Annotated in this window: 17 protein-coding genes, 2 tRNA genes and 1 pseudogene; 9 read left to right on the forward strand and 11 right to left on the reverse strand. The window is 65.4% G+C overall.

The features are described from left to right. Positions 1-176: 176 nt before the first annotated feature. On the reverse strand, positions 177-1,031 hold the full coding sequence (locus tag AB5Y64_RS00920; protein WP_010673257.1) for a Tim44 domain-containing protein: 855 nt from the start codon (positions 1,029-1,031) through the stop codon (positions 177-179). Between the two features lie 421 nt (positions 1,032-1,452). On the opposite strand from AB5Y64_RS00920, the gene dnaB reads away from it, so the two are divergent. Both dnaB and alr read left to right on the forward strand, forming a co-directional pair. Continuing rightward, positions 1,453-2,847: a replicative DNA helicase gene (gene dnaB / locus AB5Y64_RS00925; protein ID WP_039040054.1), complete on the forward strand. Its 1,395-nt coding sequence runs from the start codon at positions 1,453-1,455 to the stop codon at positions 2,845-2,847. A gap of 134 nt (positions 2,848-2,981) precedes the next feature. Further along, entirely contained in the window at positions 2,982-4,055 is a 1,074-nt protein-coding gene (alr, locus tag AB5Y64_RS00930) for an alanine racemase (RefSeq protein ID WP_201925463.1), read from the forward strand. A gap of 157 nt (positions 4,056-4,212) precedes the next feature. Here the strand turns inward: alr and putA are convergent, their stop codons facing one another. Further along, entirely contained in the window at positions 4,213-8,160 is a 3,948-nt protein-coding gene (gene putA / locus AB5Y64_RS00935; protein WP_270822667.1) for a trifunctional transcriptional regulator/proline dehydrogenase/L-glutamate gamma-semialdehyde dehydrogenase, read from the reverse strand. Between the two features lie 399 nt (positions 8,161-8,559). Here putA and AB5Y64_RS00940 point away from each other — a divergent pair, with 399 nt between their 5' ends. Then, positions 8,560-8,997, forward strand: coding sequence for a VOC family protein (locus tag AB5Y64_RS00940; RefSeq protein ID WP_010673262.1), 438 nt, complete (start codon positions 8,560-8,562; stop codon positions 8,995-8,997). A 131-nt stretch (positions 8,998-9,128) separates the two neighbouring features. On the opposite strand, the gene fumC is transcribed toward AB5Y64_RS00940, so the two are convergent. Beyond that, positions 9,129-10,520 carry a class II fumarate hydratase gene (gene fumC / locus AB5Y64_RS00945; RefSeq protein ID WP_368203063.1) on the reverse strand — a complete coding sequence of 464 codons (1,392 nt, stop codon included), beginning with the start codon at positions 10,518-10,520 and terminating at the stop codon, positions 9,129-9,131. A gap of 122 nt (positions 10,521-10,642) precedes the next feature. Between fumC and AB5Y64_RS00950 the strand changes: the two genes are divergently transcribed. Genes AB5Y64_RS00950 through AB5Y64_RS00960 form a run of 3 tightly spaced genes read left to right on the forward strand, consistent with a single transcriptional unit; the run spans position 10,643 to position 13,716 of the window. Beyond that, the gene (locus AB5Y64_RS00950) at positions 10,643-11,071 is read left to right on the forward strand and encodes a MarR family winged helix-turn-helix transcriptional regulator (RefSeq protein ID WP_368203066.1); all 429 of its coding nucleotides are present in this window, start codon (positions 10,643-10,645) and stop codon (positions 11,069-11,071) included. Positions 11,072-11,108: 37 nt separating this feature from the next. Further along, the gene (locus AB5Y64_RS00955) at positions 11,109-12,176 is read left to right on the forward strand and encodes an HlyD family secretion protein (protein WP_103244376.1); all 1,068 of its coding nucleotides are present in this window, start codon (positions 11,109-11,111) and stop codon (positions 12,174-12,176) included. Position 12,177: 1 nt separating this feature from the next. Then, positions 12,178-13,716 (forward strand): DHA2 family efflux MFS transporter permease subunit, encoded by a 1,539-nt coding sequence (locus AB5Y64_RS00960; RefSeq protein ID WP_103858720.1) that lies wholly within the window; start codon positions 12,178-12,180, stop codon positions 13,714-13,716. Positions 13,717-13,782: 66 nt separating this feature from the next. Here AB5Y64_RS00960 and pepE read toward each other — a convergent pair whose 3' ends face one another. The 3 genes from pepE to AB5Y64_RS00975 form a co-directional block, all read right to left on the reverse strand. After that, positions 13,783-14,511: a dipeptidase PepE gene (gene pepE / locus AB5Y64_RS00965; protein WP_200164525.1), complete on the reverse strand. Its 729-nt coding sequence runs from the start codon at positions 14,509-14,511 to the stop codon at positions 13,783-13,785. A gap of 120 nt (positions 14,512-14,631) precedes the next feature. Continuing rightward, positions 14,632-15,243, reverse strand: a complete 612-nt coding sequence (locus AB5Y64_RS00970) for a response regulator transcription factor (protein WP_200164524.1) — start codon at positions 15,241-15,243, stop codon at positions 14,632-14,634. 1 nt (position 15,244) lies between these two features. Next, the gene (locus AB5Y64_RS00975; RefSeq protein ID WP_368203074.1) at positions 15,245-17,212 is read right to left on the reverse strand and encodes a PhnD/SsuA/transferrin family substrate-binding protein; all 1,968 of its coding nucleotides are present in this window, start codon (positions 17,210-17,212) and stop codon (positions 15,245-15,247) included. Between the two features lie 259 nt (positions 17,213-17,471). On the opposite strand from AB5Y64_RS00975, the gene dsrO reads away from it, so the two are divergent. Genes dsrO through AB5Y64_RS00990 form a run of 3 tightly spaced genes read left to right on the forward strand, consistent with a single transcriptional unit; the run spans position 17,472 to position 22,463 of the window. Further along, a complete protein-coding gene (gene dsrO / locus AB5Y64_RS00980; RefSeq protein WP_052815173.1) occupies positions 17,472-18,260 on the forward strand; it encodes a sulfate reduction electron transfer complex DsrMKJOP subunit DsrO in 789 nt (262 codons plus the stop codon). Next, positions 18,250-19,356 (forward strand): NrfD/PsrC family molybdoenzyme membrane anchor subunit, encoded by a 1,107-nt coding sequence (gene nrfD / locus AB5Y64_RS00985; protein WP_368203070.1) that lies wholly within the window; start codon positions 18,250-18,252, stop codon positions 19,354-19,356. Before dsrO ends, nrfD begins: the two co-directional genes overlap by 11 nt. Next, complete coding sequence (locus AB5Y64_RS00990; protein ID WP_368203071.1) at positions 19,356-22,463, forward strand: tetrathionate reductase subunit A; 3,108 nt, start codon at positions 19,356-19,358, stop codon at positions 22,461-22,463. Before nrfD ends, AB5Y64_RS00990 begins: the two co-directional genes overlap by 1 nt. Positions 22,464-22,519: 56 nt before the next feature. Here the strand turns inward: AB5Y64_RS00990 and AB5Y64_RS00995 are convergent. From AB5Y64_RS00995 to AB5Y64_RS01015, 5 genes and pseudogenes are all read right to left on the reverse strand, one after another. Then, positions 22,520-23,822 (reverse strand): annotated as a pseudogene (locus AB5Y64_RS00995) (endonuclease/exonuclease/phosphatase family protein). Positions 23,823-23,904: 82 nt separating this feature from the next. Further along, a complete protein-coding gene (locus AB5Y64_RS01000; RefSeq protein WP_069651796.1) occupies positions 23,905-24,636 on the reverse strand; it encodes an EAL domain-containing protein in 732 nt (243 codons plus the stop codon). A 101-nt stretch (positions 24,637-24,737) separates the two neighbouring features. Next, on the reverse strand, positions 24,738-25,010 hold the full coding sequence (locus tag AB5Y64_RS01005; RefSeq protein WP_161470726.1) for a hypothetical protein: 273 nt from the start codon (positions 25,008-25,010) through the stop codon (positions 24,738-24,740). A gap of 136 nt (positions 25,011-25,146) precedes the next feature. Continuing rightward, a tRNA-Tyr gene (locus AB5Y64_RS01010) sits at positions 25,147-25,231 on the reverse strand. Between the two features lie 31 nt (positions 25,232-25,262). After that, positions 25,263-25,347 (reverse strand) — tRNA-Tyr (locus AB5Y64_RS01015). Positions 25,348-25,353: the final 6 nt, after the last annotated feature.

The following is a 25,353-nucleotide window of genomic DNA, read 5'->3' on the forward strand; positions in this document are numbered from 1 at the left end:
CAACGTCATAGCGCGTGCCTCCTGCATGGAGACGCGATTAGATCACAGACGATCTGCCTGTTCAAATTTCATTAACAAAGTGCGATCCCGCCCTGCCCGAAATAGGGCATGACACAATCCGATGGCAATAAAAAGGCGACCCTGAGGTCGCCTTGATGAAATGGGTCGGTTGAACCTTAGAGCTGCTCGATGCCGACGATATGCCAGGGGGCATTGTCCTTGGCGAGATCACGCTCGAGGTGCCACACCTCCTTGATATCCTCCTCGACCTGCTCCTGACGGTCCATGTAGCGGCCGCTGAAGCGCACGCTCACCTGGGCCCAGTCGCTGCCGTAGTCGGCACGGACCAGCTGGGTGTCCACGTACATCACCTCGGTGTGCTGCTCACCGGAGAGCTCGGCGCGTTCGGCCTTGAGGTGCTCGAACAACTCGGGGCTCACGTACTCGCGGATCTTCTCCAGGTCGTTCTTGTTCCAGGCCTCTTGCAGGGTGCGGTAGTGATCGCGGGCACCGGCCAGGAAGCCGTTCATGTCAAAGCCCGGGGGCAGACGGAAGGGCACGTCGCTGTCGGCAAAACCGGTGGCCTGCGGGGCGCTGTGGCTCTGCTCGAACTGCTGGGGGGCCGCGCTCTGGGGCGGTTGATAGCCCGCATAGGCCGTCTGTGGCTGGGCCGCTGCCGCCTTGTTCCTGCGCAGGGCTCGGAACAGGAAGACACCGCCCAGTGCCAGCAGGGCGATCAGCAGGAAGTCCATCCCTTGCAGACCTTCGAAGGCGCCGCTGCCCAGCAGGTAGGCGAACAGGCCGCCGGCCAGCAGACCACCCAGCAGGCCGCCCATCATGCCGCCTTTCTTGGGTGCCTGGGCGCCCACGGTCGGGTTCTTGGTGTCGACCGGCTTGGCCGCAGGTTGGGCCGGAGCCGTCTTGTAGCTCTTGCCAAAGGATTTGCCGCCACCAAGTTTCTTGGCCTCGGCGATGGGTGCCCCAAGGCCAATGGCCAGGATCAGGGCAAACAGGGTCAGCATCTTTTTCATTTTGACTCTTTCACTCTCATGTAGGTGGGGGCATGCTCTGCTTGTGCAAGCTCAGCGAGGCGCATGGCAGGCTGCCAGTCCCTTTTTGTGTTGCAGCTTGCGGGTATGATTATCACGGATGGCATGAATTATTCATGAACAGATTGAGTCGTCCGACAGGGGAGGCGCCCATGAGACACAGACGGCCGAGTCGCTCGGTGCGCAGGTTGCGCAACAAGCAAAGAGCAAGAACGAAAGATCAGACCCTGGTCTGGCCCTTTCTCGTACTGTGAGGCAGGTCTGCGGCGCAGAAGTGGATGACGCTGACGAGGCCAGGGTCCCGTCTTGTCGCCGGATGCGATGACGGGACGTATTAGCGCTCGCGATGGCGGGGTTTCTTTTGTAAAATTCCCGTCCCCTTCCCGCTGCGGTTTTTATGTGTATGGCAGAGCAAGTGACGGCGAAAAAAGACGCCAAGACACAACAGCTGAAAGTACCTCCCCACTCTTTTGAGGCCGAACAGTCCGTACTGGGCGGTCTGATGCTGGACAACGAGGCCTGGGATCGGGTCGCCGAACGGGTGATCGACAAGGATTTCTACAGCCGCCCGCACCGCCTGATCTTCCAGGCCATGACCCGCCTCTCCAACGCGGGCAACCCCATCGACCTCATCACTCTGCAGGAGGAGCTCGAGCGCTCCGAGCAACTGGAAGAGGCCGGTGGCTTCGCCTATCTGGTGGAGATCGCCAAGAACACCCCGAGTGCCGCCAACATCAGTGCCTACGCCGAGATCGTGCGTGAGCGGGCGGTGGTGCGGGAGATGATCTCGGTCGCCAACGAGATAGTCGAAGCGGGCTACGAGCCCCAGGGCCGTACCTCCAACGATCTGCTGGATCTTGCCGAGAGCAAGGTGTTCCAGATCGCCGAGCAGCGCACCAGCGCCAACGAGGGCCCCCAGCCCCTGAAGCTCATCCTCGAGCAGACCGTCGACAAGATTGAAGAGCTGTTCAAGACCCCCCACAACGGGGTGACCGGCGTGTCGTCCGGCTACAACGATCTGGACAAGATGACCGCCGGCCTGCAGCGTTCGGATCTGGTCATCGTCGCCGCCCGTCCCTCCATGGGCAAGACCACCTTTGCCATGAACCTGTGCGAGCACGCGGCCCTCACCGCCGACAAGCCGGTGCTGATCTTCTCCCTCGAGATGCCCTCCGAGCAGATCATCATGCGTATGCTCGCCTCGGTGGGGCGCATCGACCAGACCAAGGTGCGGACCGGCCAGCTCGACGACGAGGATTGGGCGCGGCTCTCCTCCACCATGGGGCTGCTGCTGGAGAAGGGGAAGATGTACATCGACGACTCCTCCGGCCTGACCCCGACCGAAGTGCGCTCCCGTGCCCGTCGGGTGGCGCGGGACAACGGCGGCATCAGCATGATCATGGTGGACTACCTGCAACTGATGCGGGTGCCGGCGCTGTCTGACAACCGTACTCTGGAAATCGGTGAAATCTCCCGCTCCCTCAAGGCGCTGGCGAAAGAGTTGCAGTGCCCCGTGGTGGCGCTCTCCCAGCTCAACCGAAGCCTGGAACAGCGGGCCGACAAGCGCCCGGTCAACTCGGATCTGCGGGAATCGGGCTCCATCGAGCAGGATGCGGACTTGATCATGTTCATCTACCGCGACGAGGTCTATCACGACGACAGTCCCGACAAGGGGATCGCCGAGATCATCATCGGCAAGCAGCGTAACGGCCCCATAGGACGAGTGCGGCTCACCTTCCAGGGTCAGTTCTCGCGCTTTGACAACTACGCGGGCCCGGCGTTTGATGATGACTACTAAGTCGGGAGCCTGCTCCCGGCATCCAGACACAGTTTTCCCGGTTCGACAATTCTGCCGGTCCGGCCTTAGACGATGAGATTTGAGGGCTGACACCACCCGGTGCCTGATTATCATGCCCTCGTAAGGGAAAACAGATGAAAGCGGCTATCGCCCAGATCAATACAGCGGCCCTGCGCCACAACCTCGCCGTGGTCAAACGCCACGCCCCCCAATGCAAGATCATTGCCGTGGTCAAGGCCAACGCCTACGGTCACGGCCTGCTGCCGGTCGCCCGCACCCTGGTGGATGCGGACGCCTACGCGGTGGCCCGCATCGAAGAGGCGCTGATGCTGCGCTCCTGCGCCGTGGTCAAGCCCATCGTGCTGCTGGAGGGCTTCTTCAGCGCCGCCGACCTGCCGGTGCTGGCGGCCAACAACCTGCAGACCGCGGTGCACACCTGGGAGCAGCTCGAGGCGCTGGAGCAGGCGGAGCTGCCTGCCCCCGTGGTGGCCTGGCTCAAGCTCGATACCGGCATGCACCGCCTCGGGGTACGGGCCGAGGAGATGCCCGCCTTTATCGAGCGCCTCGGCAAGTGCAAGAACGTGGTGCAGCCGTTCAACGTCATGACCCACTTCAGCCGCTCCGATGAGCTGGAGCAACCCACCACCCGCGAACAGATCGACCTGTTCAGCCAGCTGACCGCGCCGCTCAAGGGCGAGCGCGCCATGGCCAACTCGGCGGGCATCCTGGCCTGGCCGGATTCCCACTGCGATTGGATCCGCCCCGGTGTCATCCTCTATGGCGTCTCCCCCTTCCCCAATACGGTGGCGGCGGATTATGACCTGCAGCCGGTGATGACCCTCAAGACACAACTGATCGCGGTGCGGGATCACAAGGCGGGCGAGCCGGTGGGTTATGGCGCCAACTGGGTGTCGGATCGCGATACCCGGCTCGGTGTCATCGCCATCGGCTATGGTGACGGTTATCCGCGCATGGCCCCCAACGGCACGCCTGTGCTGGTCAACGGCCGCATCGTGCCCCTGGTGGGCCGCGTCTCCATGGACATGACGACGGTGGATCTCGGTCCCGGCGCCACCGACAAGGCGGGCGACGAGGCTGTGCTCTGGGGGGAAGGGCTGCCGGTAGAGCGGGTGGCCGACCAGATCGGCACCATTCCCTATGAGCTCATCACCAAACTCACCTCCCGCGTCTTTATGGAGTACGTGTAGGCGAGTCGCCCCTCATCCCCAACCCTTCTCCCGCGAGGGGAGAAGGGAGAACAAAAAGGCCGCCCCGACAGGGGCGGCCTTTTTCATGGGCGTGTCCCATAGACGAAAGAACAAGCCCCGCATCTGCGGGGCTTGAGTCACCGTCACTATGCGGCGCTTAGCCTATGGTCATCAGGCTGGCGTTGCCACCGGCGGCGGCGGTGTTGACCGAGAGGGCGTGCTCGATGAGCAGGCGCTCCAGCGGGATGTCGGTCTCGCCGCGATGCAGGCCGTGCACACCGATGATGGCGCCGTTACGGGCTGCCTGGCGCGCGGCGGCGAGCTTGCCCACCTCCCGCAACTGATCCGAGTCGCCGTGGTGCAGCAGGGCATCGAAGTCCGTCTCCCCCGTGGCCCAGTCCGCCACCAGCGCGATGGGATCCCGCGCCTCGGTCGGCAGGGAAGAGAGCAGGGCGCGTGTCTGGGCATCGTCCGGCAGCAGCACCTGGCTGCCGACCGCCAGACAGGCGGCCAGCTGGGCCAGCAGGTCGGCCTTCTCCTGGGCAAGACAGAGCACCCGTTCCCGGGGCAGCAGGCTGTAGCTGTTGCGCTCGCCGGTGGGGCCGGTCAGCAACTGGGTACGGCCGCTCTGGGAGAGCGCGGCGTAGTGATCGCACAGGGCGGCGAGGGCCGGATCCTGCTTGCTCGCCCAGTCGCGCAGGGCCACGAGGGGGGCTTTCGCCTCGGCATGCAGGGCACCGGACTCCTGGTGCAGCTGGTTGGCCACCGCCTCCTGGGGACGGGCGCCGAGCAGGCGATACATGTAGAGCGGGCCACCGGCCTTGGGACCAGTGCCGGAAAGCCCTTCCCCACCGAAGGGTTGCACCCCGACCACGGCGCCTACGATGTTGCGGTTGACGTAGAGGTTGCCCACCTTGGCCACATTCACCACCTGGGCGATGGTCTCGTCGATGCGGGTATGGACACCCAGGGTCAGGCCGTAACCGCTGCCGTTGATCTGCTCGAGCAGCTCCCCGAGCCGGGTGCGCGGGTAGCGGACCAGGTGCAGCACAGGGCCGAACACTTCGCGTCCCAGTTCGTCCAGGCTGTCGAGCTCGATCAGGGTCGGCAGCACGAAGGTGCCGCGGCTGCAGGCATCCCCCTGGGTGCGAGCGATCTGGTGCACCTTGCGCCCCTTGTCGCCCATGGCCTTGATGTGGCGTTCGATGTTGGTCTTGGCCTCGGCGTCGATGACGGGGCCGATGTCGGTGGAGAGGTGCTCGGGGCTGCCGACCTTGTACTCGGCCATGGCGCCCTTGAGCATCCGGATCACCCGATCCGCCACGTCATCCTGCACGCACAGCACTCGCAGGGCGGAGCAGCGCTGACCGGCGCTGTCGAACGCCGAGGAGATGACATCCATCACCACCTGTTCGGTCAAGGCGGAAGAGTCGACGATCATGGCGTTCTGGCCGCCGGTCTCGGCGATGAGGGGAATGGTGCGACCCTGGGCGTCGAGGCGACCGGCCAGGTTGCGGGAGATGATGCCCGCCACCTCGGTGGAGCCGGTGAACATGACGCCGCGCACCCGTTCGTCCGCGATGAGCGCCGCACCCACGGTCTCACCACGGCCCGGCAGCAGTTGCACCGCACCGGCGGGAACCCCCGCTTCCAGCAGGATGCGCACCGCTTGTGCCGCGATAAGGGGGGTCTGCTCGGCAGGCTTGGCCAGCACCGTATTGCCGGCGGCCAGGGCCGCGCACACCTGGCCGCCGAAGATGGCCAGCGGGAAGTTCCAGGGGCTGATGCAGACCACGGGGCCGAGCGGTCTGTGGGTGTCGTTGGCGAAGTGGTTGCGCGCCTGGGCGGCGTAGTAGCGCAGGAAGTCCACCGCTTCGCGCACCTCGGCGATGGCGTTGGCGAAGGTCTTGCCGGATTCGCGAACCAGCAGGCCCATCAGGGGTTGCAGTTCGGATTCCATCAGGTCGGCGGCCCTGTCCAGCACGGCGGCCCGCTCGGCTGGCGGGGTGGACTGCCAGATCTGGCCGCTCGTGAGGGAGCAGGCGAGCGCCTTGTCCACCAGCGCTACCGTGGCTTCGCTCACCTGACCGACGACATCGCGGTGATCCGCCGGGTTGAGCACGGGCTGGAACTGGGTCGGCGCCTCGGTGTCGCAACCCAGCATGGGCACGGCCTGATAGGCGGTGTTGGTGCTGGCGAGCAGGGCGGCGGAGAGTGACCCCAGGCGGTGCTCGTTCGCGAGATCCAGACCTGCGGAGTTCGGGCGCGCCTCGCCGTAGAGATCCCGGGGCAGGGGGATGCGCGGATGGGGCAGACCCAGGGCCCCTTCACGGGCGGCCATCTGCTCGATCTGCTGCACCGGATCCTGCACCAGATCCGAGAGGGAGATGTTGTTGTCCGCGATGCGGTTGACGAAGGAGGTGTTGGCCCCGTTCTCCAGCAGGCGGCGCACCAGGTAGGCGAGCAGGGTCTCGTGGCTGCCTACCGGTGCATAGATGCGGCAGGGGCGACCCAGCTTGCCGTCGGCCACCTTGCCGACCACCTGCTCGTAGAGCGGTTCGCCCATGCCGTGCAGACACTGGAACTCGTACTGGCCCGGGTAGTAGTTCTGACCGGCGAGCTGGTAAATCGCCGACAACGAATGGGCGTTGTGGGTGGCGAACTGGGGATAGATGGCCTCGGGCACCGCCAGCAGCTTGCGGGCGCAGGCGAGGTAGGAGACGTCCGTGTAGGGCTTGCGGGTGTAGACCGGGTAGCCTTCCAGCCCTTCCTGCTGGGCACGCTTGATCTCGCTGTCCCAGTAGGCGCCCTTCACCAGACGGATCATCAGGCGGTGACGGCTGCGCTTGGCGAGATCGATGACGTAGTCGATCACATAGGGGCAGCGCTTCTGGTAGGCCTGGATGACGAAGCCGATGCCGTTCCAGTCGGCGAGGGACGGATCGAAGCAGAGCTTCTCCAGCAGATCGAGGGAGATCTCCAGGCGATCGGCCTCCTCGGCATCGATGTTGATGCCGATGTCATACTGCCTGGCGAGCTGGGTCAGGCCCAGCAAGGTGGGGTAGAGCTCCTCCATGACGCGATCGTACTGGGCGCGGCTGTAGCGCGGATGCAGGGCGGAGAGCTTGATGGAGATACCCGGCCCCTCGTAGATGCCGCGACCGTGGGAGGCCTTGCCGATGGCGTGGATGGCCTGCTCGTAGGAGGCCAGATAGCGTTTGGCGTCCTCCTCGGTCAGGGCCGCTTCCCCCAGCATGTCGTAGGAGTAGCGGAACCCTTTGCTCTCCATGCCGCCTGCGTTCGCCAGCGCCTCGGCGATGGTCTCGCCGGTGACGAACTGTTCACCCATCAGGCGCATCGCCATGTCGACGCCCTTGCGGATGAGCGGCTCACCCCCCTTGCCGATGAGTCCCTTGAGGGAGCTGTTCATGCCCGCCTCGTTGTGGGTGGCCACCAGCTTGCCGGTGATGAGCAGACCCCAGGAGGCCGCGTTGACGAACAATGAGGTGCTCTGGCCCAGGTGCTGGCTCCAGTTGCCGCCGCTTATCTTGTCGCGGATGAGGGCATCCCGGGTCGCCTTGTCGGGGATGCGCAGCAGCGCCTCCGCCAGACACATCAGGGCCACCCCTTCCTGGGAGGAGAGGGAGAACTCCTGAAGCAGCCCCTGCACCAGGCCCTGACGGCCGCTGGCGCTCTTCTGGTTGCGCAGCTTCTCGGCGATGCCCATGGCCAGCTTCTGGGTCGCGTCAGCCTTCTCCTTGGGCAGACGGGCCTGCTCCAGCAGCATGGGGACGGCTTCGGTCTCGGGGCGGCGATAAGCCCCCGTGATGGCGGCCCGCAGCACGGACTGGGGCAGAATGCTCTCGGCAAACTCGAGGAAGACCTGGATGCCCTGCTCGGTCAGGGTCTCGACGGCCTCTTCCCCGGCGGCGGCAGCCAGCCCGGAGTGCTCGGGCGGGGTCAGACCGCGATCCAGTTGCTCCAGATAGGTGAAGATGGCTTGCTTGATCAGCCAGTGGGGAGTGCGATCCAGGGTCTGCGCAGCCTGTTTGAGGCGGTCGCGGGTCGCTTCATCGAGTTTGACGCCGAGGGTGGTAGTGGCCATGGGACTTCCTGTGTCTAGAAGGTAACAATATTACCGGACGGTTAAATTTCGCCGATGATGGTGCAACCAGGTGCAACCTTCAAGCAAGAAATTTTAATGTATTGGTTACATTGTTGAATTCTTCCATGAATCCGGTCTCCATCAGGCTCCTTTCAAGCCCGCCGCTTGTCCGCTTTTCACAGCATTATTAATGGGTTGGCAATGCATCTTATGAATGCCTATATGAGGTGCAACCCACTGCAAATCGGGTTGCACTTTTGCGTGTTCGACCGAACCTGGGCTGTGGGCGCGGCACCCCCCGTGCGCAGAAGGGGGCGGAGCGCCACCTGACAGAGCCCCGTGCTCTTCTATGCTGTTAGCTGGCCACAGGGGCCAGCTATCGGTGACAAGGAGAAACCCATGGCGCGTGTCAGTACCTATCTCAATTTTGCCCGGGAGACGGAGGCTGCCTTCCTCTTCTATCGCGAAGTGTTCGGCGGTGACTTCAGCGGCCCCATTCACAGGTTCAAGGAGTCCCCGGGTTGCCCGGGCCAGCCCCCTTTATCGGAGGAAGACGGGGAGCTGGTGATGCATGTGGCCCTGCCCATCCTTGGGGGTCACGTGCTGATGGGCACTGATGCTCCGGCCAGCATGGGGTTCACCCTGGTGCAGGGCAACAACAGCTACCTCAACCTGGAGCCGGACAGCCGGGGCGAGACCGATCGCCTGTTCGCGGCCCTGGCTGAGGGAGGCCAGGTGGAGATGCCGCTGGCGGAGATGTTCTGGGGTGACTATTTCGGATCCCTGGTGGACAAGTTCGGCACCCACTGGATGTTCAACTGCCAGAGCAAGACCTGACGGCAGATCTGCAATGAAAAGGGCGCCATGGCACCCTTTTCATCTTTATTTCCCATCACTGTCCCTATTTGCTGCGCCTGCCACCTGCGCTGGTATGCCCCGGGCATGGGATTGCCGTGCGCTGCGCTGCCTTATGGCGTGCGACCCACCATGTCAGCGGGGATCACCCAGGCATCGAATTGCTCCGCGCTGAGGTGGCCCGAGGCAATGGCCGCCTCCCGCAGACTCAGCCCCTGATGGTGCGCCCGTTTGGCGATCTCGGCCGCCTTGTCATAGCCGATATGGGGGTTGAGGGCCGTCACCAGCATCAGGGAGCAAGAGAGCAGATCGTCGATCCTGGCCTGGTTCGGGGTGATGCCGACGGCGCAGTGGTCGTGGAAGCTCTGCATGCCGTCCGCCAGCAGCCGCACGCTCTGCAGGACGTTGTAGGCGATCATCGGCCTGAACACGTTGAGCTCGAAGTTGCCGCTGGCACCGCCGATGTTGATGGCCACATCGTTGCCCATCACCTGGGCGCAGAGCATGGTGAGCGCCTCGCTCTGGGTCGGGTTGACCTTGCCGGGCATGATGGAGGATCCAGGCTCGTTCTCGGGGATGAGCAGCTCCCCCAGCCCGCTGCGGGGGCCGCTCGCCAGCCAGCGCACGTCGTTGGCGATCTTCATGAGGGAGGCTGCCAGCGTCTTGAGGGCACCGTGGGCGTGAACCTGGGCGTCACTCGCCGCCAGGGCCTCGAACTTGTTGGGGGCGCTCACCAGCGGCAGGCCAGTCTGCTCGGCCAGGGTTCTGGCCACCGCCTCGGCAAAGCCGGGAGGGCAGTTGAGGCCGGTGCCCACGGCGGTGCCGCCGAGCGCCAGCTCGCACAGATGGGGCAGGGCGGCCCGTAGATGGCGCTCCCCCTGTTCAAGCTGGGCGACCCAGCCGGAGATCTCCTGGCCCAGGGTGAGGGGAGTGGCATCCTGCAAATGGGTGCGGCCAATCTTGACGATGTGGTCGAAGGCGGCGGCCTTGCCTGCCAGGGTCTGCTTCAGGGCCGCGAGGGCCGGCACCAACCGCTGCGTGATGGCGGTGACCGTCGCCAGGTTCATGGCGCTCGGGAAGACATCGTTGCTGGACTGGCTCTTGTTTACCTCGTCGTTGGGATGCACCAGCCGCGCTTCCCCCCGGGGGCCGCCGAGCAGTTCGCTGGCCCGGTTTGCCAGCACCTCGTTGAGGTTCATGTTGGTCTGGGTGCCGGAGCCGGTCTGCCACACCATCAGGGGAAACTCGGCGTCGTGCAGGCCGCGCAGGATCTCGTCGGCAGCGGCCATGATGGCCTGGGCCTTGCGGGCGGGGAGCAGCCCCAGGGCGTGGTTGACCCGGGCGCAGGCGGACTTGATGCGGGCCAGGGCATGGATGATCTCCATGGGTTGGCGCTCCCCCGAGATGTTGAAGTGATGCAGGGAGCGCTGGGTCTGGGCCCCCCAGAGCCTGTCCGCCGGGACGGCTATCTCCCCCAGGCTGTCCCGCTCCATCCTGATATCCATGACGTGTCTCCTGCCGTTGAGGTGGTGGCACCCAGCATGAACCCAAACGGCGGCCGGGGCCAGCTTGCACATGGATACGATTTGCATATAATAAGTAAAGCTTACTATATAGGTTGCACATCATGAACAAACAACCGGACACCCTTGGCTTTCTCATCGGCGACGTCCAGCGCCTGATGCGCCGCCAGTTCCAGCAGCAGCTGGAGGGAAGCTGCCTCACCCTGGCCCAGGCCAGGGCTCTGGTGCACATTGCACGCAGCGAGGGCATACGCCAGGTGGATCTCGCCGAGCGGCTGGACATCCAGCCCATCACCCTGGCGCGCCAGCTCGATCAGATGGCCGACAACGGTCTGGTGGAGCGGCGCAACGACCCCAACGACAGGCGGGCCTATCAGCTCCATCTGACCGAAGGGGCCGCCCCCTATCTGGCGATGATCAAACAGGCGTCCGATCTGGTGCATCAGAGGGCCATCGGCGAGCTGGGGGAGGAGGCGACCGAGGCGCTGTGCCGCTCCCTCAAGATCCTGCGTGCCAACCTCGGCCACCTCTGATGCTTTCCTGTGATGCCAACCAACGTGGAGCCATATCATGACCACTGATTCCCCCTCTTCCTCCCGTCCCGCCGCCAACCGGCGCCGCACCCGCCTGCTGTTGCTGGTGGTGGTGCCGGCACTGGCCCTGATCGGGGCGGGCGTTATCTACCTGCAGGGCGGGCGCTATGTGGAGACGGACAACGCCTATGTGAAGGCGGACAAGGTCCCCATCAGCACCGAGGTGCTGGGCCGGGTGGCCAAGGTGTTCGTCGAGGAAAACCAGCAGGTCCGGGCTGGCCAGCCGCTGTTCGAGCTGGATCAGGAGTCCTTCCGGGTCGCCGTGGCCAAGGCCGAGGCGGAACTTGCCAAGGTGCGCACCGATCTGGTGGCGCTGCAGACCAGTTATCGCGGCCAGCAGGCGGAGATCGCCGTGGCCCGCACCCGCCATGCCTATGCCCTGAAGGAGGAGCATCGCCAGGCGGATCTGGTGACCAGGCACTTCACCTCCACCGCCAATTACGACGATGCCCGCCAGCTCACCATACAGACCGCCCAGCAGCAGGTGGCGCTGGAGGAGGGGCTCAAGAAGATTGAAGCCTCCCTCAGCGGGGACGTGAACCTGCCGGTGGAGCAGCAGCCCGCCTATCAGGAGGCCGCGGCCGAGTTGGCCAAGGCCAGGCTGGATCTGGCTCGCACCACCATCTATGCCCCCGCCAACGGCATCGTCAGCCAGTTGCCCAAGCCCGGCCAGTACAATCTGGTGGGCATGACCGCCATGATGCTGGTGGAGACCGACACCCCCTGGGTGGAGGCGAACTTCACCGAGACGGAGCTGACCCATGTGCAACCTGGCCAGAAGGTGGACATCAGTGTGGATACCTACCCCGATGCGCACTGGACCGGGGTGGTGGAGAGCCTGAGCCCGGCCACAGGCTCCGAGTTTTCGGTGATCCCGGCCCAGAACGCCACCGGCAACTGGGTCAAGATCGCCCAGCGGGTGGCAGTGCGGATCAAGCTGGATTCGGGAGCGGATCTGCCCACCCTGAGGGCGGGTCTGAGTGCCACCGCCGAGATAGACACCGGCCATCAGCGCACCCTGCCTGGCCTGTCAGGTCGAGGTTGATATGACGAGCGCAGCCACAGGGCAGGCAGACCAGGCTTCCCGTCGCACCTTCATCACCCTGTCGGTGATGGTGGCGACCATCATGCAGGCGCTGGACACCACCATCGCCAACGTCGCCCTCCCCCACATGCAGGGAGCCATGGGGGCGACCCAGGATCAGATCTCCTGGGTGCTCACCTCCTACATAGTGGCGGCCGCCATCTTCATGCCGCTGACCGGTTTCATCTCGGCAAGAATTGGCCGCAAAAGGCTGTTCATGTGGTCGGTGGCGGGCTTTACCGTTGCCTCCATGCTGTGCGGCGCGGCCCAGAGCCTGGATCAGATAGTGCTGTTCCGCCTGCTTCAGGGGATCTTCGGTGCCAGCCTGGTGCCCCTCTCACAGGCGGTGCTGCTGGACACCTATCCGCCGGAGAAGCACGGCTCCGCCATGGCGCTCTGGGGGATAGGGGTCATGGTGGGCCCCATTCTGGGGCCGTCGCTGGGGGGCTGGCTCACCGAGTACTACAACTGGCGCTGGGTCTTCTACATCAACCTGCCGTTCGGCCTGCTGGCCTGGTTCGGACTTGCCGCCTTCATCGAGGAGACGAAGATCGATGCCAGCCGCCGCTTCGATCTGCTGGGGTTCGCCCTGCTGAGTCTCGGCATCGGGGCGTTGCAGATGGCGCTGGACAGGGGAGAGTCCCAGAACTGGTTCGCCAGCCGGGAGATCGTCATCGAGACCGCCCTGATGGTGATGGCGTTCTACCTCTTCGTGGTGCATATCTTCACCCACCCGCACCCCTACATAGAACCGGCCCTGTTCCGGGATCGCAACTTCAGCGTCGGTCTGCTCTTCATCTTCATCGTCGGCATCATCTTGCTGGCGACCATGACGCTGCTGCCTCCCTTCATGCAGGGGCTGATGGGTTACCCGGTGATCGACGTGGGTTACCTGCTCGCCCCGCGCGGGGTGGGCACCATGGTTGCCATGATGCTGGTGGGCAGGCTGTCGGGCCGGGTGGATGCCCGCTACCTCATCCTGTCAGGGCTGCTGCTCACCAGCTTCTCCATGTGGGAGATGACCCTGTTCAACACGGATATCGGCAGCTGGGACATAGTGCGCACCGGCATCATCCAGGGGCTGGGGCTCGGCTTCATCTTCGTGCCCCTCTCCACCATCACCTTTGCGACCCTGGCGCCGCGCTATCGCAACGAGGGGACGGCGCTGTTCAGCCTGGTGCGCAACATCGGCAGCAGCATCGGCATCTCGGTGGTGATCACCTATCTGGCCCAGCGATCCCAGATGAACCACGAGGCGTTCGCCGCCTACATCACCCCGTTCAATGTCAACCTGCATCAGGGCGGGGGCATGGCGGAGCTGATGACGCCGAAGGGGCTGGCCATGATCAACGGCGAGGTGACCCGGCAGGCCAGCCTGCTCGCCTATCTGCAGGATTTTCGCCTGATGATGTGGGTCAGCCTGTGCGCCGTGCCGCTGGTGGTGTTGCTGAGGGCTCCCGGGCGCAGCGGCTCTCGGGAGGAGATGGCCATTCTGGAATGAATCACGAAGGGGCGAGCAACAAAGCAAGAGGGATGGCGCAGGCCATCCCTCTGTCGTTTGGCAGGATCAGCGTGCCGGCGTGAAGGGGGTGAGCGCTGCCAGAGGCGCAGCGTCCCCGTATTCCCGGACGGGTTCGCCGTGCCTGAAGATCTTGAAGGTCTCGCCCCGGGCACTCCAGTACTCGATGTGATTGCCGCCGATCTGCAACAGGCTCGCCTCACGCAGGGCCACCACGGATTCGCTCGGGTTGATGGCGCAGAATTCGGCCAGACGCTCGTCCCGGGTCTCCCCCATGTGGCCGCTGATGCTGGCGTCCAGATAGTGTGGGTTGATCTGCACGGGGAAGAGCCCCAGCGCAGGCAGCACGACGGCGCTGCACACCGGCATGTCGTTGGTGGTCCGGATGCTGGGGGTGGCCACGTTGCAGCCGGCGCTCCAGCCCACATAGGGCACGCCCCGCTCGCGCACCGCACGCTGGATGGGGACCACCAGACCATACTCGTGCAGCCGCTGGTTCAGGAGCCAGGTATTGCCGCCGCTGATGAAGATGGCGTCGGCCCGGTTGATGGCATCCACCGGATCGTCGAAGTGATGGATGCTGATGGCGTCCACCCCCAGACTCTCGGTGAGCTCCCGGGCGCGGGCATCCCAGTCGCTGCGGATCACCGCGTAGGGGATGAGCAGGATGCGCTTGACCTGGTTGCGAGCGAGCAGGGTTTGCACCCGGTCGCGGGCCCAGCCGAGCAGGCCGGGGTGTTCTGTGGTTTTACCGTTGCTGAGCAGAAGCAGTTCCATGATGTGTCCTCGAAACAAGGCGCAGGACCCGGGCGATCCTGGTGAAGAGAAGAGGGCACTCTACCGCCATCGAAGCGCCAAATGTGTGATCCCTGCCCGTTTTGTACGGTTGCAGGCCACTCAGGGGTGTTCGTTCACTTTCGCGTAGCGCAGCAGCATCTCGGCGAGAGAGTTCACCGCCAGGCGTTTCATCAGGCTGGCGCGGCACACCTCGACGGTGCGCACCGAAATGCAGAGATCCTGCGCTATCTGCTGGTTCTTGTGGCCCCGGGCGATGAGCTGCAACAACTGGCGTTCGCGCGGGGTGAGGCGCTCAAAGACGGCCAGCTGGGCGAGGCGGGTGGCCGCACTCAGCGTCGCCTGCTCGGCCCGCTCGATGGCGGCGAGCAGGGGGGCCAGCTGCACCGGCTTTTGCAAGAAATCCACCGCCCCCAGCTTGAGGGATTCCACCGCCAGTGGCACCTCGCCGTGGCCGGTGAGAAACAGGATGGCGATGGGGCTCTGGGCCGCCTTCAGCCGCTGCTGGACCTCGGGGCCAGAGAGCCCCGGCATGCGGCAGTCGAGGATGAGGCAGGCGGGCTGGTGCAGGTCGACCTCTGCCAGGAAGCGCTCGCCATCGGCAAAGCTGAACAGCTGCCGCTCGTCGCAACTCTCCAGCATGAAGCGCAGGGAGTCGAGCACGGCCTCGTCGTCGTCAACCAGATAGAGCGGGGGGCGGGCAGGGGGCGGCATCTCAGTTCCTCGGCATGTCGGTGGATGAAGGGAGGGTTTCGGGGGGCGGCACGGGCAGGATGACCCGGGCCAGGCAGCCGTGGGGGCTCAGGTTCTCCAGACTGAACTGGCCGCGATGGCTCTCGACCACCTCCCGGCAGATGGCGAGCCCCAGCCCCATGCCATCGGGCTTGTCGCTGTAAAACGCCTGCTGCAGTTCGGTGGCGGGGACCCTCAGGCCGGCACCGTTGTCGCAGATCTCCAGCAATAGGGTCTGCGCCTCGAAGGCGATCAGCAGCTCGACCCGGGCAGGCTCCTGTGCCGGTGCTTGCGTAGTGGGGTGAGCAGGGGAGTGAACAGCGGGGCGCACACTCTTCGCTGCACTCTTAGCTGCCCTCTGCGCCGCTCTCTTCGCCGCACTCTCGGCGCCATTCTTGATGAGGTTGACCAGCAGCTGTTCCATCCCGGTGCCGTCCAGAGGTAACGGGCGTGGCTGGCCCCGCCAGTGTAGGGTGAAGGCGACGTCGAGCGGCGCCAGCATCTGCTCCAGCAGGGGGCGCAACTCCGCCACCAGGGTGGGCAGGTCGCAAGGCGCGAAGCGGGGAGGGCGCTTTTGCAGCCTGGCTCTGAGCCGGTTGACGGTCTGGGTGATGCGCTGGACCTGGAGCCCTATCTGCTCCAGTGCCTGACGCAGGGAGGCCTGGGCGGCAGCCTGGGCCGGATCCTGTGCCAATTTGTCCAGTCGCAACAAGGCCCCCTGGCTGTAGTTGGCGATGGCGCTGAGGGGCTGATTGATCTCGTGGGCCACGTTGGCGCCCAGCTCGCCCAGTTCGGCGAGCCGTCTGGCCTGTGCCAGCTGGCGTCCCTTCTGCTCGAGCTGGTGGCTGGCTTTGAGCAGCCGGCGCTGGCTGCGGTTGAACAGGTATTGCAGCAGCAGGTGGTGGCCCCCCAGCAGCAGTACCAGCACCAAAGCACCCCAGCCCCACTGCTGATGCTGGCGCAGCCAGTGCCAGGCCGCCTGCCACCAGGGGCCCTGCAGCGGGTGACGATCCAGCGCCTTGAGCAGGCGGTCGATGGCGAGCTCGCTGGTGGGCACGGTCCAGCCCGCCGAATCGGCAGCGATGGCCGCCTCGCTATCTGCGGGCAGGTCGAACAGCGCACGGGTCACCGCCAGCGCCAGCGCGGAGGAGGCCCGCTCAGTCTTGGCGAAGGACCAGTTGGGGTAGAGCCGGGTCGAGCTCTGGCAACCAAAGCCGGTCGGCGCCTGATCATCCAGCACCCGAAACGCTCCCCTGGCGACCTTGCCCTCCCGCTCCATGCGCTCGAGCTGACACACCGGCACGATGGCGGCGGCCACCTCGCCAGCCGCCAGCCGCTCGATGAGCCGGTCCAGCGGAAAGCCGGTGAACTGCACGGTGGAGAAGAAGCGCTCCAGCCGAACTCCCTGTTCGCCCGCCTCGAAGCGATAGGCGAGGTAGCCGCCGAAGGCGTTCTCCGAGACGGCAGCGACCGCTTGTCCCTCGAGGTCACGCCAGTGTCGGTAGGGGGCCTGGGCGGGCACCACCAGGGCGGCGCCGATGGCGAGGTTGTCCCCCCCGGCCGGGCTCTTGAGGGTGGCGAGCCAGGCCAGCGGGAACTGGCGCGCCAGACTCACCGACTGGCCCGGGTTGGTGATGACGAAATCGAGGTGCTCGAGGGCGACGGCCTCGGCCAGTTCATCGAGCCCCAGCGGATGCAGCACGAAGCGATGGCCGGGCACGCGCTGTGCCAGCCAGCGCAGCAGCGGTTGCCACTGGGCTCTGGCCAGGGCCGGGCCGCGGGTCGCCAGCACGCCGATGCGTATCGGCTCGGCCATGGTCTGCCCCGGCGTGGCCTGGGATGGTGCGGATTCCTGTCGGGCCGGCGCTGGCGAAGAGGGGGTCGGGGCGGCTTGCACCCGCAGCGGCAGGGCTGACAGGGCGAGCCAGAGCAGCAGGCTGAGCAGGGGCAAGGGGACTGGGGCGTGCAGGGGGCTCTCCTCTCGGTGCAAAGGGGGCAGTCTATCACCGGGGCGCGCGCTTGCACGCGAACGGGGCCGGGAGGAGCGGCAAACGCCGCCCCGGTCACAGTTCAGCAGGGCTGGGGCATTTTTTATTGCGCTGGATCAACCCGGCTCCCGGTATGTGGAAAACCACAATAGAGGCGACTTCCTGCGTTGAGGACAATCGGCCCAACCCCTTTCAAGCCAGCTCAGCAGAAGGAAAGATGCCATGGAGCCCAGCAAGCGCCGATTGTTATCCGGGATCGCCGCCCTCACCGCAGGGGCGGCCCTGATCCCCGTCACCCAGGTTCAGGCGCAGTCCGTTCCCGCTCCCCGCAACGGGCGGGCGGCCATCAGCCGGGGGGACGGGCGCAAGCGTTACGGCATGCTGATCGACCTGCGCCGCTGCGTCGGCTGTCAGGCCTGCACCGTGGCCTGCACCATCGAAAACCAGCCTCCACTCGGCCAGTTTCGCACCACGGTGAGCCAGTACGAGGTGAGCGACGTGGCCGCCCTCGAGGCTCCCGCCTCCCTCTTGATGTTGCCAAGGCTCTGCAACCACTGCGCCGAGCCCGCCTGCCTCGATGTCTGCCCCACCGGCGCTACCTTCCAGCGCGACGACGGCATCGTCGTGGTCAACAACGACTGGTGCGTCGGCTGCGGCTACTGCGTGCAGGCCTGCCCCTATGACGCCCGCTTCATCAACCACGAGACCAATACCGCCGACAAGTGCACCTTCTGCGCCCATCGGCTGGAGGCGGGGCTCTTGCCCGCCTGCGTGGAGAGCTGTGTCGGCGAGGCGCGCATCATAGGCGATTTGAACGACCCCAAGAGCCGGATCAGCCGCTTGCTGCGCGAACACGAGTCGGCCCTCAAGGTGCTCAAGCCGGAGGCCCATACCCAGCCGCGGGTCTTTTATCTCGGCATGGACGAGGCCTTCGTCAGCAAGGTCGACGGCAACCCGGCCCTGCGCACCCTGCTCACCGACGATGGCAAGGAGATAGCCCATGGTCATTAACGAACTGTTGGCCCCGGCTCAGCCCATCACCTGGCTGCCCTGGGCGGTGCAATATTTCTTCCTCATCGGCCTCGCCTACGGGGCCCTCTGGCTCGGCGCGTTTGAGCTGTGGCGCAAGGCGCCGGACCCGCGGCTGCAGGCCCTGGCGGCGGTGCTGATGGTGGCGGCCGGTCTGGTGGCTCCCATCGCCCTGACCGCGGATCTGCACCAGCCGGCCCGGGCCTGGCACTTCTATGCCCAGACGCGCTTTGGCTCCGTCATGTGGTATGGCGCCTATTTGTTGCCGCTGTTCAGCCTGCTCTCCATGCTGCTCGGCTGGCTGCTGCTAAGGCCTGCCTTGGCCCGGCGCGGCGCAGACGGGGACAAGATAGCCCGCCTTGCCCGGCTGCTCTGCCTGGGAAGCTGGTCGGGGCACGTTTGGCTCAAGACCCTCTCCCTGCTGGCGGCCCTGAGCGGGCTCAGCATCGCCCTCTACACCGGGCTCGAAACCATGGCGGTGGCGGCGCGCCCGCTCTGGCATACCCCCTGGTTGCCCTGGCTGCTGACCCTGAGCGCCGTGCTGGGGGCCCAGAGTGCCCTGCTGCTGCTCAACCGCTTGTTGGCGGGCTGGCATGCCCAGACCGAGTCGACCCTGCTGCGCCAGAGCGGCTGGACGTTAGGCCTGCTGGCGCTCTCCCTGCTGGGCTGGGCCCTGTTTGGCGGCGCCTCGGCGGCAGAGGCCGCGGCCCTCTATCGGCTCGACCCGAGCTGGCGGCTGGCGGCCCACTGGCTGTTGCTGACCCTGGGGCTGGCCGGCCTGCTGATGCTGGTGCGGCCAAGGATCTCTGCCCGCCTGGCACTCTGGGGGTTGGCGCTGCTGGGGCTGCACCTGGTGTGGGGCCTGCGCTGGCTGCTGCTGATCCAGGGGCAGCTCGCCCCCAAGTACGGGGCCGGCGTCTATCTCTATGAAATCGCCTGGGGGCCGGCCGGTGTGCTCGGCATTCTCGGCACTTTCGGTCTGCTGCTGGCCCTGCTGGTGGCCCTCTCGGAGCTGGTGCGCCCCTCTGCTTCCTCCGCCATCAAGGCATCCACAACTTTTGCACGCGAGGCACTCTGATGGATCACAGCAAACGCAAGTTTCTCAAGGGCGCCGCCATCGCCGGTGGCACCGGATTGTTCGTTGCCGGTTACAGCGACACCCTCAAGCAGGTGGCGACTGGCCTCGCCACCGGCAGCTCGGGCAAGCCGACCCGGGATCCCATCCATGGCAACTCGCTGGCCGTGGAGTACAGGGTCGATGAGCAGGGGGAACTGCACCCCAACCCGGTCCAGCGGGTTGCCAACACCATGTGCCTTGGCTGCTGGACCCTGTGCGGAGTGCGGGCCCGCATCGACAACGAGCGCGACCAGATAGTGCGGATCTTGGGCAACCCCTATCACCCCCTCTCCGCCCACCACCACATCGACTTCAAGACCCCGGTCAAACAGGCGCTGCTCGCAACCAGTGGCTACCAGGAAGGGGGGCTGGACGGGCGCTCCACCGCCTGCGCCCGGGGCAACGCCATGCTGGAGCAGCTCGACAGCCCGCAGCGAGTTACCCGTTGTCTCAAGCGGGTGGGGCCCCGTGGCAGTGGCCGCTGGCAGAGCATCCCCTTCGAGCAGCTGGTGGCCGAGGTGGTGGAGGGGGGCGATCTGTTTGGCGAGGGTCAGGTTGAGGGGCTGCGGGCCATTCGCAACCTCGCCGAGCCGCTCGACCCGGCCAACCCGGAGTACGGCCCCAAGGCCAACCAGCTGCTGGTGAGCAACGCCTCGGACGAAGGGCGAGATCACTTCATCAAGCGCTTCACCTTCAACAGCTTCGGCACCCGCAACTTCGCCAACCACGGCGCTTATTGCGGCCTGTCGTTCCGGGTCGGGGCCGGCGCCCTGCTGGACGATCTGGAGAAGAACGCCCACCTCAAGCCGGACTGGGACGAGAGCGACTTCCTGCTGTTCATGGGCACCTCGCCCCAGCAATCGGGCAACCCCTTCAAGCGTCAGTCCCGCCAGCTGGCGGCGAACCGGGCGCGGCCGGGCAAGCCGTTCTCCTACGTTGTGGTGGCCCCCAGTCTGCCGAACACGGTGAACATGCCGTCCGCCCCCGCCAACCGCTGGCTGCCCATCAGGCCCGCCACGGATTCCGCCCTGGCCATGGCCATGCTGCGCTGGATCATCGACAACCGGCGCTACGCCGAGCCCTTCCTGACGGCACCCAATGCCGCTGCCGCCGAGCGGGCCGGCTATCGCGGTTTTTGCAACGCCAGCCACCTGGTGCTCTGCGACGAGTCCCACCCGCGCTTCGGCCAGATGCTGCGGGCAAGCGATCTTGGTTTGCCCTTTGATGGGGAAGCCTATGGGGAGGGGGATGCCATGCTGGTAGAGGAGGCGAACAGCGGCGAGCCGAGACCCGCCGGCCAGTGTGAGCGGGCCAACCTCTGGGTGGATCGCCCCATTCTGGGCCCCAAGGGGGAGTTGATGGTCAAGAGCAGCTTCCAGCTGCTGGCCGAGGCGTGCCGGGAGCACTCCCTCGCGCAATACAGCGCCGAGTGCGCCGTGCCGGTGAGCGATATCGAGGCGCTGGCGCGGGAGTTCACCAGCCATGGCACCCGGGCAGCAGTGGTCTCCCACGGCGGCACCATGAGCGCCAACGGCTTCTACTCGGCCTGGGCCATCATGATGCTCAACGTCATGATTGGGAACTTGAACGCCCGGGGCGGCGCCGTGGCGAGCGGCGGCAAGTTCGATCCCTTCGGGGCGGGGCCGCGCTACGATCTGGCGAGCTTCCCCGGCATGGTCAAACCCGCCGGCGTCTTCCTGTCGCGCTCCAAGTTCCCCTACGAGAAGACCTCTGAGTATCGGCGCAAGCGCGAGGCGGGCCAGAACCCCTATCCGGCGCAAGAGCCCTGGTTCCCCATCTCCGGCCCCTTGCTCGGCGAACACCTGACCGCGGCGGTGAACGGTTACCCCTACCGACTCAAGGCCTGGATCAACCACATGGGCAACCCCCTCTACGGTCAGGCCGGGCTCAGCAAGGCCATAGGCGAAGAGCTCAAGGACCCTGCCGTGCTGCCCCTTGTGGTCAGCATCGACAGCTTCATCAACGAGTCGTCGGCGCTGTCGGACTACATAGTGCCTGATACCCTGACCTATGAGTCCTGGGGCTGGGCCACCGCCTGGCACGGGGTGCTGACCAAGGTCTCCACCGGTCGCTGGCCCATCGTGGAGCCAAGAGTCGCCAAGACCGCCGAGGGAGATCCGGTCTGTATGGAGTCCTTCTTTATCGCGGTGGCCAAACGGCTGGGGCTGCCGGGTTTTGGCGAGGGGGCGCTCAAAGGGGCGGACGGCAAGTTGCATGCCCTGCATAAGGCGGCGGACTTCTCCCTCTACGGGGCGGCCAACGTCGCCTATCTCGGCGAGCCGGTGCCAGCCATAGAGCCTGAGGATCTCGCCTGGTCCGGGGTGGAGCGGATCCTGCCGGTGTTGAATGCCACCCTGAGTGCGGAGGAGGCGGGCCGCGCCGCCTATCTCTTCGCCCGTGGCGGGCGCTTCGAGCCGGCGGCCAAGGGGCGCGATGACGCGGGTCAGCCAAGCAAGCGCTGGCCCAAGCCGCTGATGGTGTGGAACCCCGAGGTGGGCAGCCGCCGTCACAGCCAGAGCGGCCGGTTCTTGAGCGGTACCCCGCGCTTTTTCCGCCCCCAGCTGGCGGACGGCACGCCGCTCAACGAGGCGTTCAAGCCGGCCCAGTGGCCGCTGCTGCTCACCAGTTACAAGTCCCACACCATGAGCTCCATGAGCATCGGCTCGGATCGCCTGCGCCAGGTGAACCCCAGCAACCGGGTGCGGCTCAATGCGCAGACGGCGGCGCAGCTGGGCGTCGAGAGCGGGGACAGGGTGCGGGTCAGCACCCCGGATGGCAGCGTGATCGGGGTGGCCGAGTGCGTGGCCGGGGTGCAGGCCGATGCCATCGCCATCGAACACGGTTTCGGCCACAAGGAGCTGGGGGCGCGGGAACATTGGATAGACGGCCAGAAAGTGGTCGCCAATCCCCTGCGCGGAGCCGGGGTCAATCTGAATGACTTGGCGGTGCTGGATCCCAGCCGCCATGGCCGCTATCCCCTGGTGGACTGGGCCATCGGCTCGTCGGCCCGCCAGGGGCTGCCGGCCCGGGTGGAGAAGCTGGTATGACAAACCAATGAAAACGGGGCCTGCGGGCCCCGTTGCTTGTCTGCTCTGCGTCACTGTCACAGTGTGACGTCGACCCACACCAGGCGGTGATCCGAACTGACGCCCTTGGCGATGCCGAGCTTGGGGTCATACACCAGGTGGTAGCCCGGCTCGAAGCTGGCCGGCCAGAACACGCCGGAGGCGACCGCGTTCAGGTTGGCGGAGGGCAGCACGTGGTCGAGCTGCAGGCCGCTGCTGCTGGTGATGCGCTCCGGGGTGGGGCGGTTGTTGTTGCGCTTGCACTGATCCGGATGGCTGGCGAGGCACTCGGGGCCGCCCTGGCTGACCGGGATCAGGGCGCCGTTGGTGACGGCCTGGTTGACCAGCACATGGTTGTGCAGCGCCTGAATGGCGGTGAGATCCCCATCGCCAATCTGGGGATCGGCGTTGAGATCGCCGGCGATGACGAACCTGGCACCCGCGGGCAGGCCACCCGCCTTGCCGGCGTCATCCACCATGTAGCCAGCCCCTGCCACATAGTCCTGCCAGAAGGCTATCTCCGCACGGTTGCGTTTGACGTTGTGGCGCGCCGCGTTGCCGAAGATGGGCGGGGTCGGGTGGGAGATAAGGAAGTGGATCACCTCCTCCCTGTCTCCCTGCCTGATGTGCACCGGCACGTCGGCGTGGTTCTTTGAGGAGAGGGGGAGCGCCTGCCAGGCTGCGTCGTCATACCAGGCATCGCCACACTGGCGGCCGCTCGGGATCGGTGCCCTGGGGTTGTGGCAGTCGTCGATGACGGGGTTCGCTTCGCCCGGCATCTCCTTCCACTTGAATGTCTGGAAGGTGCGGATCTGCCTGGTATCGATGGGATACCGGGACATCACGGCGAAGGCGTACTGGCCGTGATAGCTGCCAAAGCCCCAGGCGTCGTCCGGCCTGCTCACTCGGCCATCCAGGTTGAGGTCATGGCCGCTCATCAGGCCGGTGTTGGTGGCGAAGTTCTGCAGCACCGGATAGCTGATGGCGGTCACCTCGTCGTGCTGGGCATGGGCCAGGTAGTTGTCGTTGAAGGCGTGGAGGTCCGTGGTGTCGCGGCCCTTGCCGTCATTGTCGAATTCGCTTAGCAGCAACACGTCCGGCCGGGTGCGCTGGATGATTTCGGCGATGTTGCGGATCTGCTGCACGTCGAGGGCCTTGGTCTTCTCGGCGCCGCTCAAGGTGCCGTCGGCGAGGCGGGCCAGCAGGGCATCCTGCTCGGTGCGGGTCAGGGCGAGCTCTTCCCCCAGCATGCCGGGTGCAGTGCGATCGAAGGCGAGATTGAAGGTGGCAAAGCGAACCATGGCGGGCCTCGGCGTCAGTGTGGCCGGGACAGCCTGCCATCTTTGGCAGGAAAATGGCAGCACCCTGCCGAATTTCATGGGAAAGGTGCCCGGGTTTCCCCCGTGACACGCAAGCGCTCGGCTCAGGCCCAGCGGGAGAGAGGGGAGGGAATGGCGTAGGCGTAGCCCTGCTGGTAGTCGCAGCCCAGCCGGTTCGCCACCTCGATATGGGCCTGGGTCTCCACTCCCTCGCACACCACGGCCATGCCGAGTCGTTGCAGGTATTTCACCAGCCCCGTCAGCATGTTGAGGGCATGGGTGCTGCGTACAGCCTGGAGCAGCAGGGAACGATCCAGTTTCACGATCTCGTAGGGGAGCATCATCAGGCGCTGGAAGTTGCATGCCAGGGAGCCGAAGTCGTCACAGGCGATGTGGGCGCCATGGGCTCGCAACACCTCGATCATCTCCCTGTGCTGGTGCTTGATCCTGACGTGTTCCAGCACCTCGAACCAGATGGCGATCCCCAGCTTGCGGGCCTGGAGCAGCACCAGCAACAGCAGATTGCGGTAGGTGGGGCTGGAGAGCGCCGGATTGAGGTTGATGGAGAGCGCATAGGGGCCTTTTTGGGCGAGCACGGGCAGATCGCGCATGATGGCCCTGAGCATGACGATATCCAGGTGCAGAGCGTCATCTTCGCCGAGGGCGGCAAAATCGATGCCCTGATAACCCTGGCTGCCGGCATCCCAGCGTCTGGCCAGCACCTCATACCCCTTGACCTGACGATCCTGGCCGATGATGGGCTGGTAAAAGGGGACGACGATATCCGCCATGCTGACCATGGCACTCACGGGATACTCTTCTTTGAACGCAAACATGGCTCTCACCTGACGGGAACATGGCTGCGCATCATACAGGGAGGGTCTAAAGGGAGGCTGTAGGAAGAGTCTGATAATGGGCGTGGGCAGGAAGGAGGGGGTCAGGGAAGGGCATGGCCCTGTGCAGGTGCGGCGCCAGCCAGGGGGGCTGCGTGCATGGCCTGGGCAAGCAAGGACCAGTCGAGCATGGGGGAGCCCGCCTTGAAGCGCTGATAGGCGCATCCCTGACGGATGGTCAGGAAGAGGGTGCTCGGCAGGCCGAGGCGGTTGAGGTAGCGCACCATCACGTCTCCCTGATAATCCCGCAGCCGCAGTTGCAGCTCGGGCAGTGTCAGCCCGTGCTCGCGACCCGTTTCATCCCAGATTTCAAACATCTGTGTGCACTCCTTGCGACATGAGGCTCCACTGTTTCTAAAAAGTGCGGGAAGGGCAATTGTCAGATCTGACAGCGCCATATGGATTCTATCCAGAAAAGCGAAAACCCGGCGCGAGGCCGGGTTGTCTGAAGAATGGTGGAGGGAGAAGGATTCGAACCTTCGAAGGCAGAGCCGTCAGATTTACAGTCTGATCCCTTTGGCCGCTCGGGAACCCCTCCACAGGGGCATTGCATATTGTGTTCAGGAAGATGGTGGAGGGAGAAGGATTCGAACCTTCGAAGGCAGAGCCGTCAGATTTACAGTCTGATCCCTTTGGCCGCTCGGGAACCCCTCCACGGGG

Source organism: Aeromonas sp. R5-1 (assembly GCF_040908265.1).
GTDB classification, from domain to species: domain Bacteria; phylum Pseudomonadota; class Gammaproteobacteria; order Enterobacterales; family Aeromonadaceae; genus Aeromonas; species Aeromonas caviae.

Coding starts and splice junctions, on each gene's coding strand:
- dnaB (WP_039040054.1), top strand. CDS start 1,453: ATGGCAGAGCAAGTGACGGCGAAAAAAGACGCCAAGACACAACAGCTG.
- AB5Y64_RS00990 (WP_368203071.1), top strand. CDS start 19,356: ATGGATCACAGCAAACGCAAGTTTCTCAAGGGCGCCGCCATCGCCGGT.
- dsrO (WP_052815173.1), top strand. CDS start 17,472: ATGGAGCCCAGCAAGCGCCGATTGTTATCCGGGATCGCCGCCCTCACC.
- AB5Y64_RS00970 (WP_200164524.1), bottom strand. CDS start 15,243: ATGCCGCCCCCTGCCCGCCCCCCGCTCTATCTGGTTGACGACGACGAG.
- nrfD (WP_368203070.1), top strand. CDS start 18,250: ATGGTCATTAACGAACTGTTGGCCCCGGCTCAGCCCATCACCTGGCTG.
- AB5Y64_RS01005 (WP_161470726.1), bottom strand. CDS start 25,010: ATGTTTGAAATCTGGGATGAAACGGGTCGCGAGCACGGGCTGACACTG.
- AB5Y64_RS00950 (WP_368203066.1), top strand. CDS start 10,643: ATGAACAAACAACCGGACACCCTTGGCTTTCTCATCGGCGACGTCCAG.
- AB5Y64_RS00920 (WP_010673257.1), bottom strand. CDS start 1,031: ATGAAAAAGATGCTGACCCTGTTTGCCCTGATCCTGGCCATTGGCCTT.
- alr (WP_201925463.1), top strand. CDS start 2,982: ATGAAAGCGGCTATCGCCCAGATCAATACAGCGGCCCTGCGCCACAAC.
- putA (WP_270822667.1), bottom strand. CDS start 8,160: ATGGCCACTACCACCCTCGGCGTCAAACTCGATGAAGCGACCCGCGAC.
- AB5Y64_RS00960 (WP_103858720.1), top strand. CDS start 12,178: ATGACGAGCGCAGCCACAGGGCAGGCAGACCAGGCTTCCCGTCGCACC.
- AB5Y64_RS00955 (WP_103244376.1), top strand. CDS start 11,109: ATGACCACTGATTCCCCCTCTTCCTCCCGTCCCGCCGCCAACCGGCGC.
- AB5Y64_RS00940 (WP_010673262.1), top strand. CDS start 8,560: ATGGCGCGTGTCAGTACCTATCTCAATTTTGCCCGGGAGACGGAGGCT.
- AB5Y64_RS01000 (WP_069651796.1), bottom strand. CDS start 24,636: ATGTTTGCGTTCAAAGAAGAGTATCCCGTGAGTGCCATGGTCAGCATG.
- pepE (WP_200164525.1), bottom strand. CDS start 14,511: ATGGAACTGCTTCTGCTCAGCAACGGTAAAACCACAGAACACCCCGGC.
- fumC (WP_368203063.1), bottom strand. CDS start 10,520: ATGGATATCAGGATGGAGCGGGACAGCCTGGGGGAGATAGCCGTCCCG.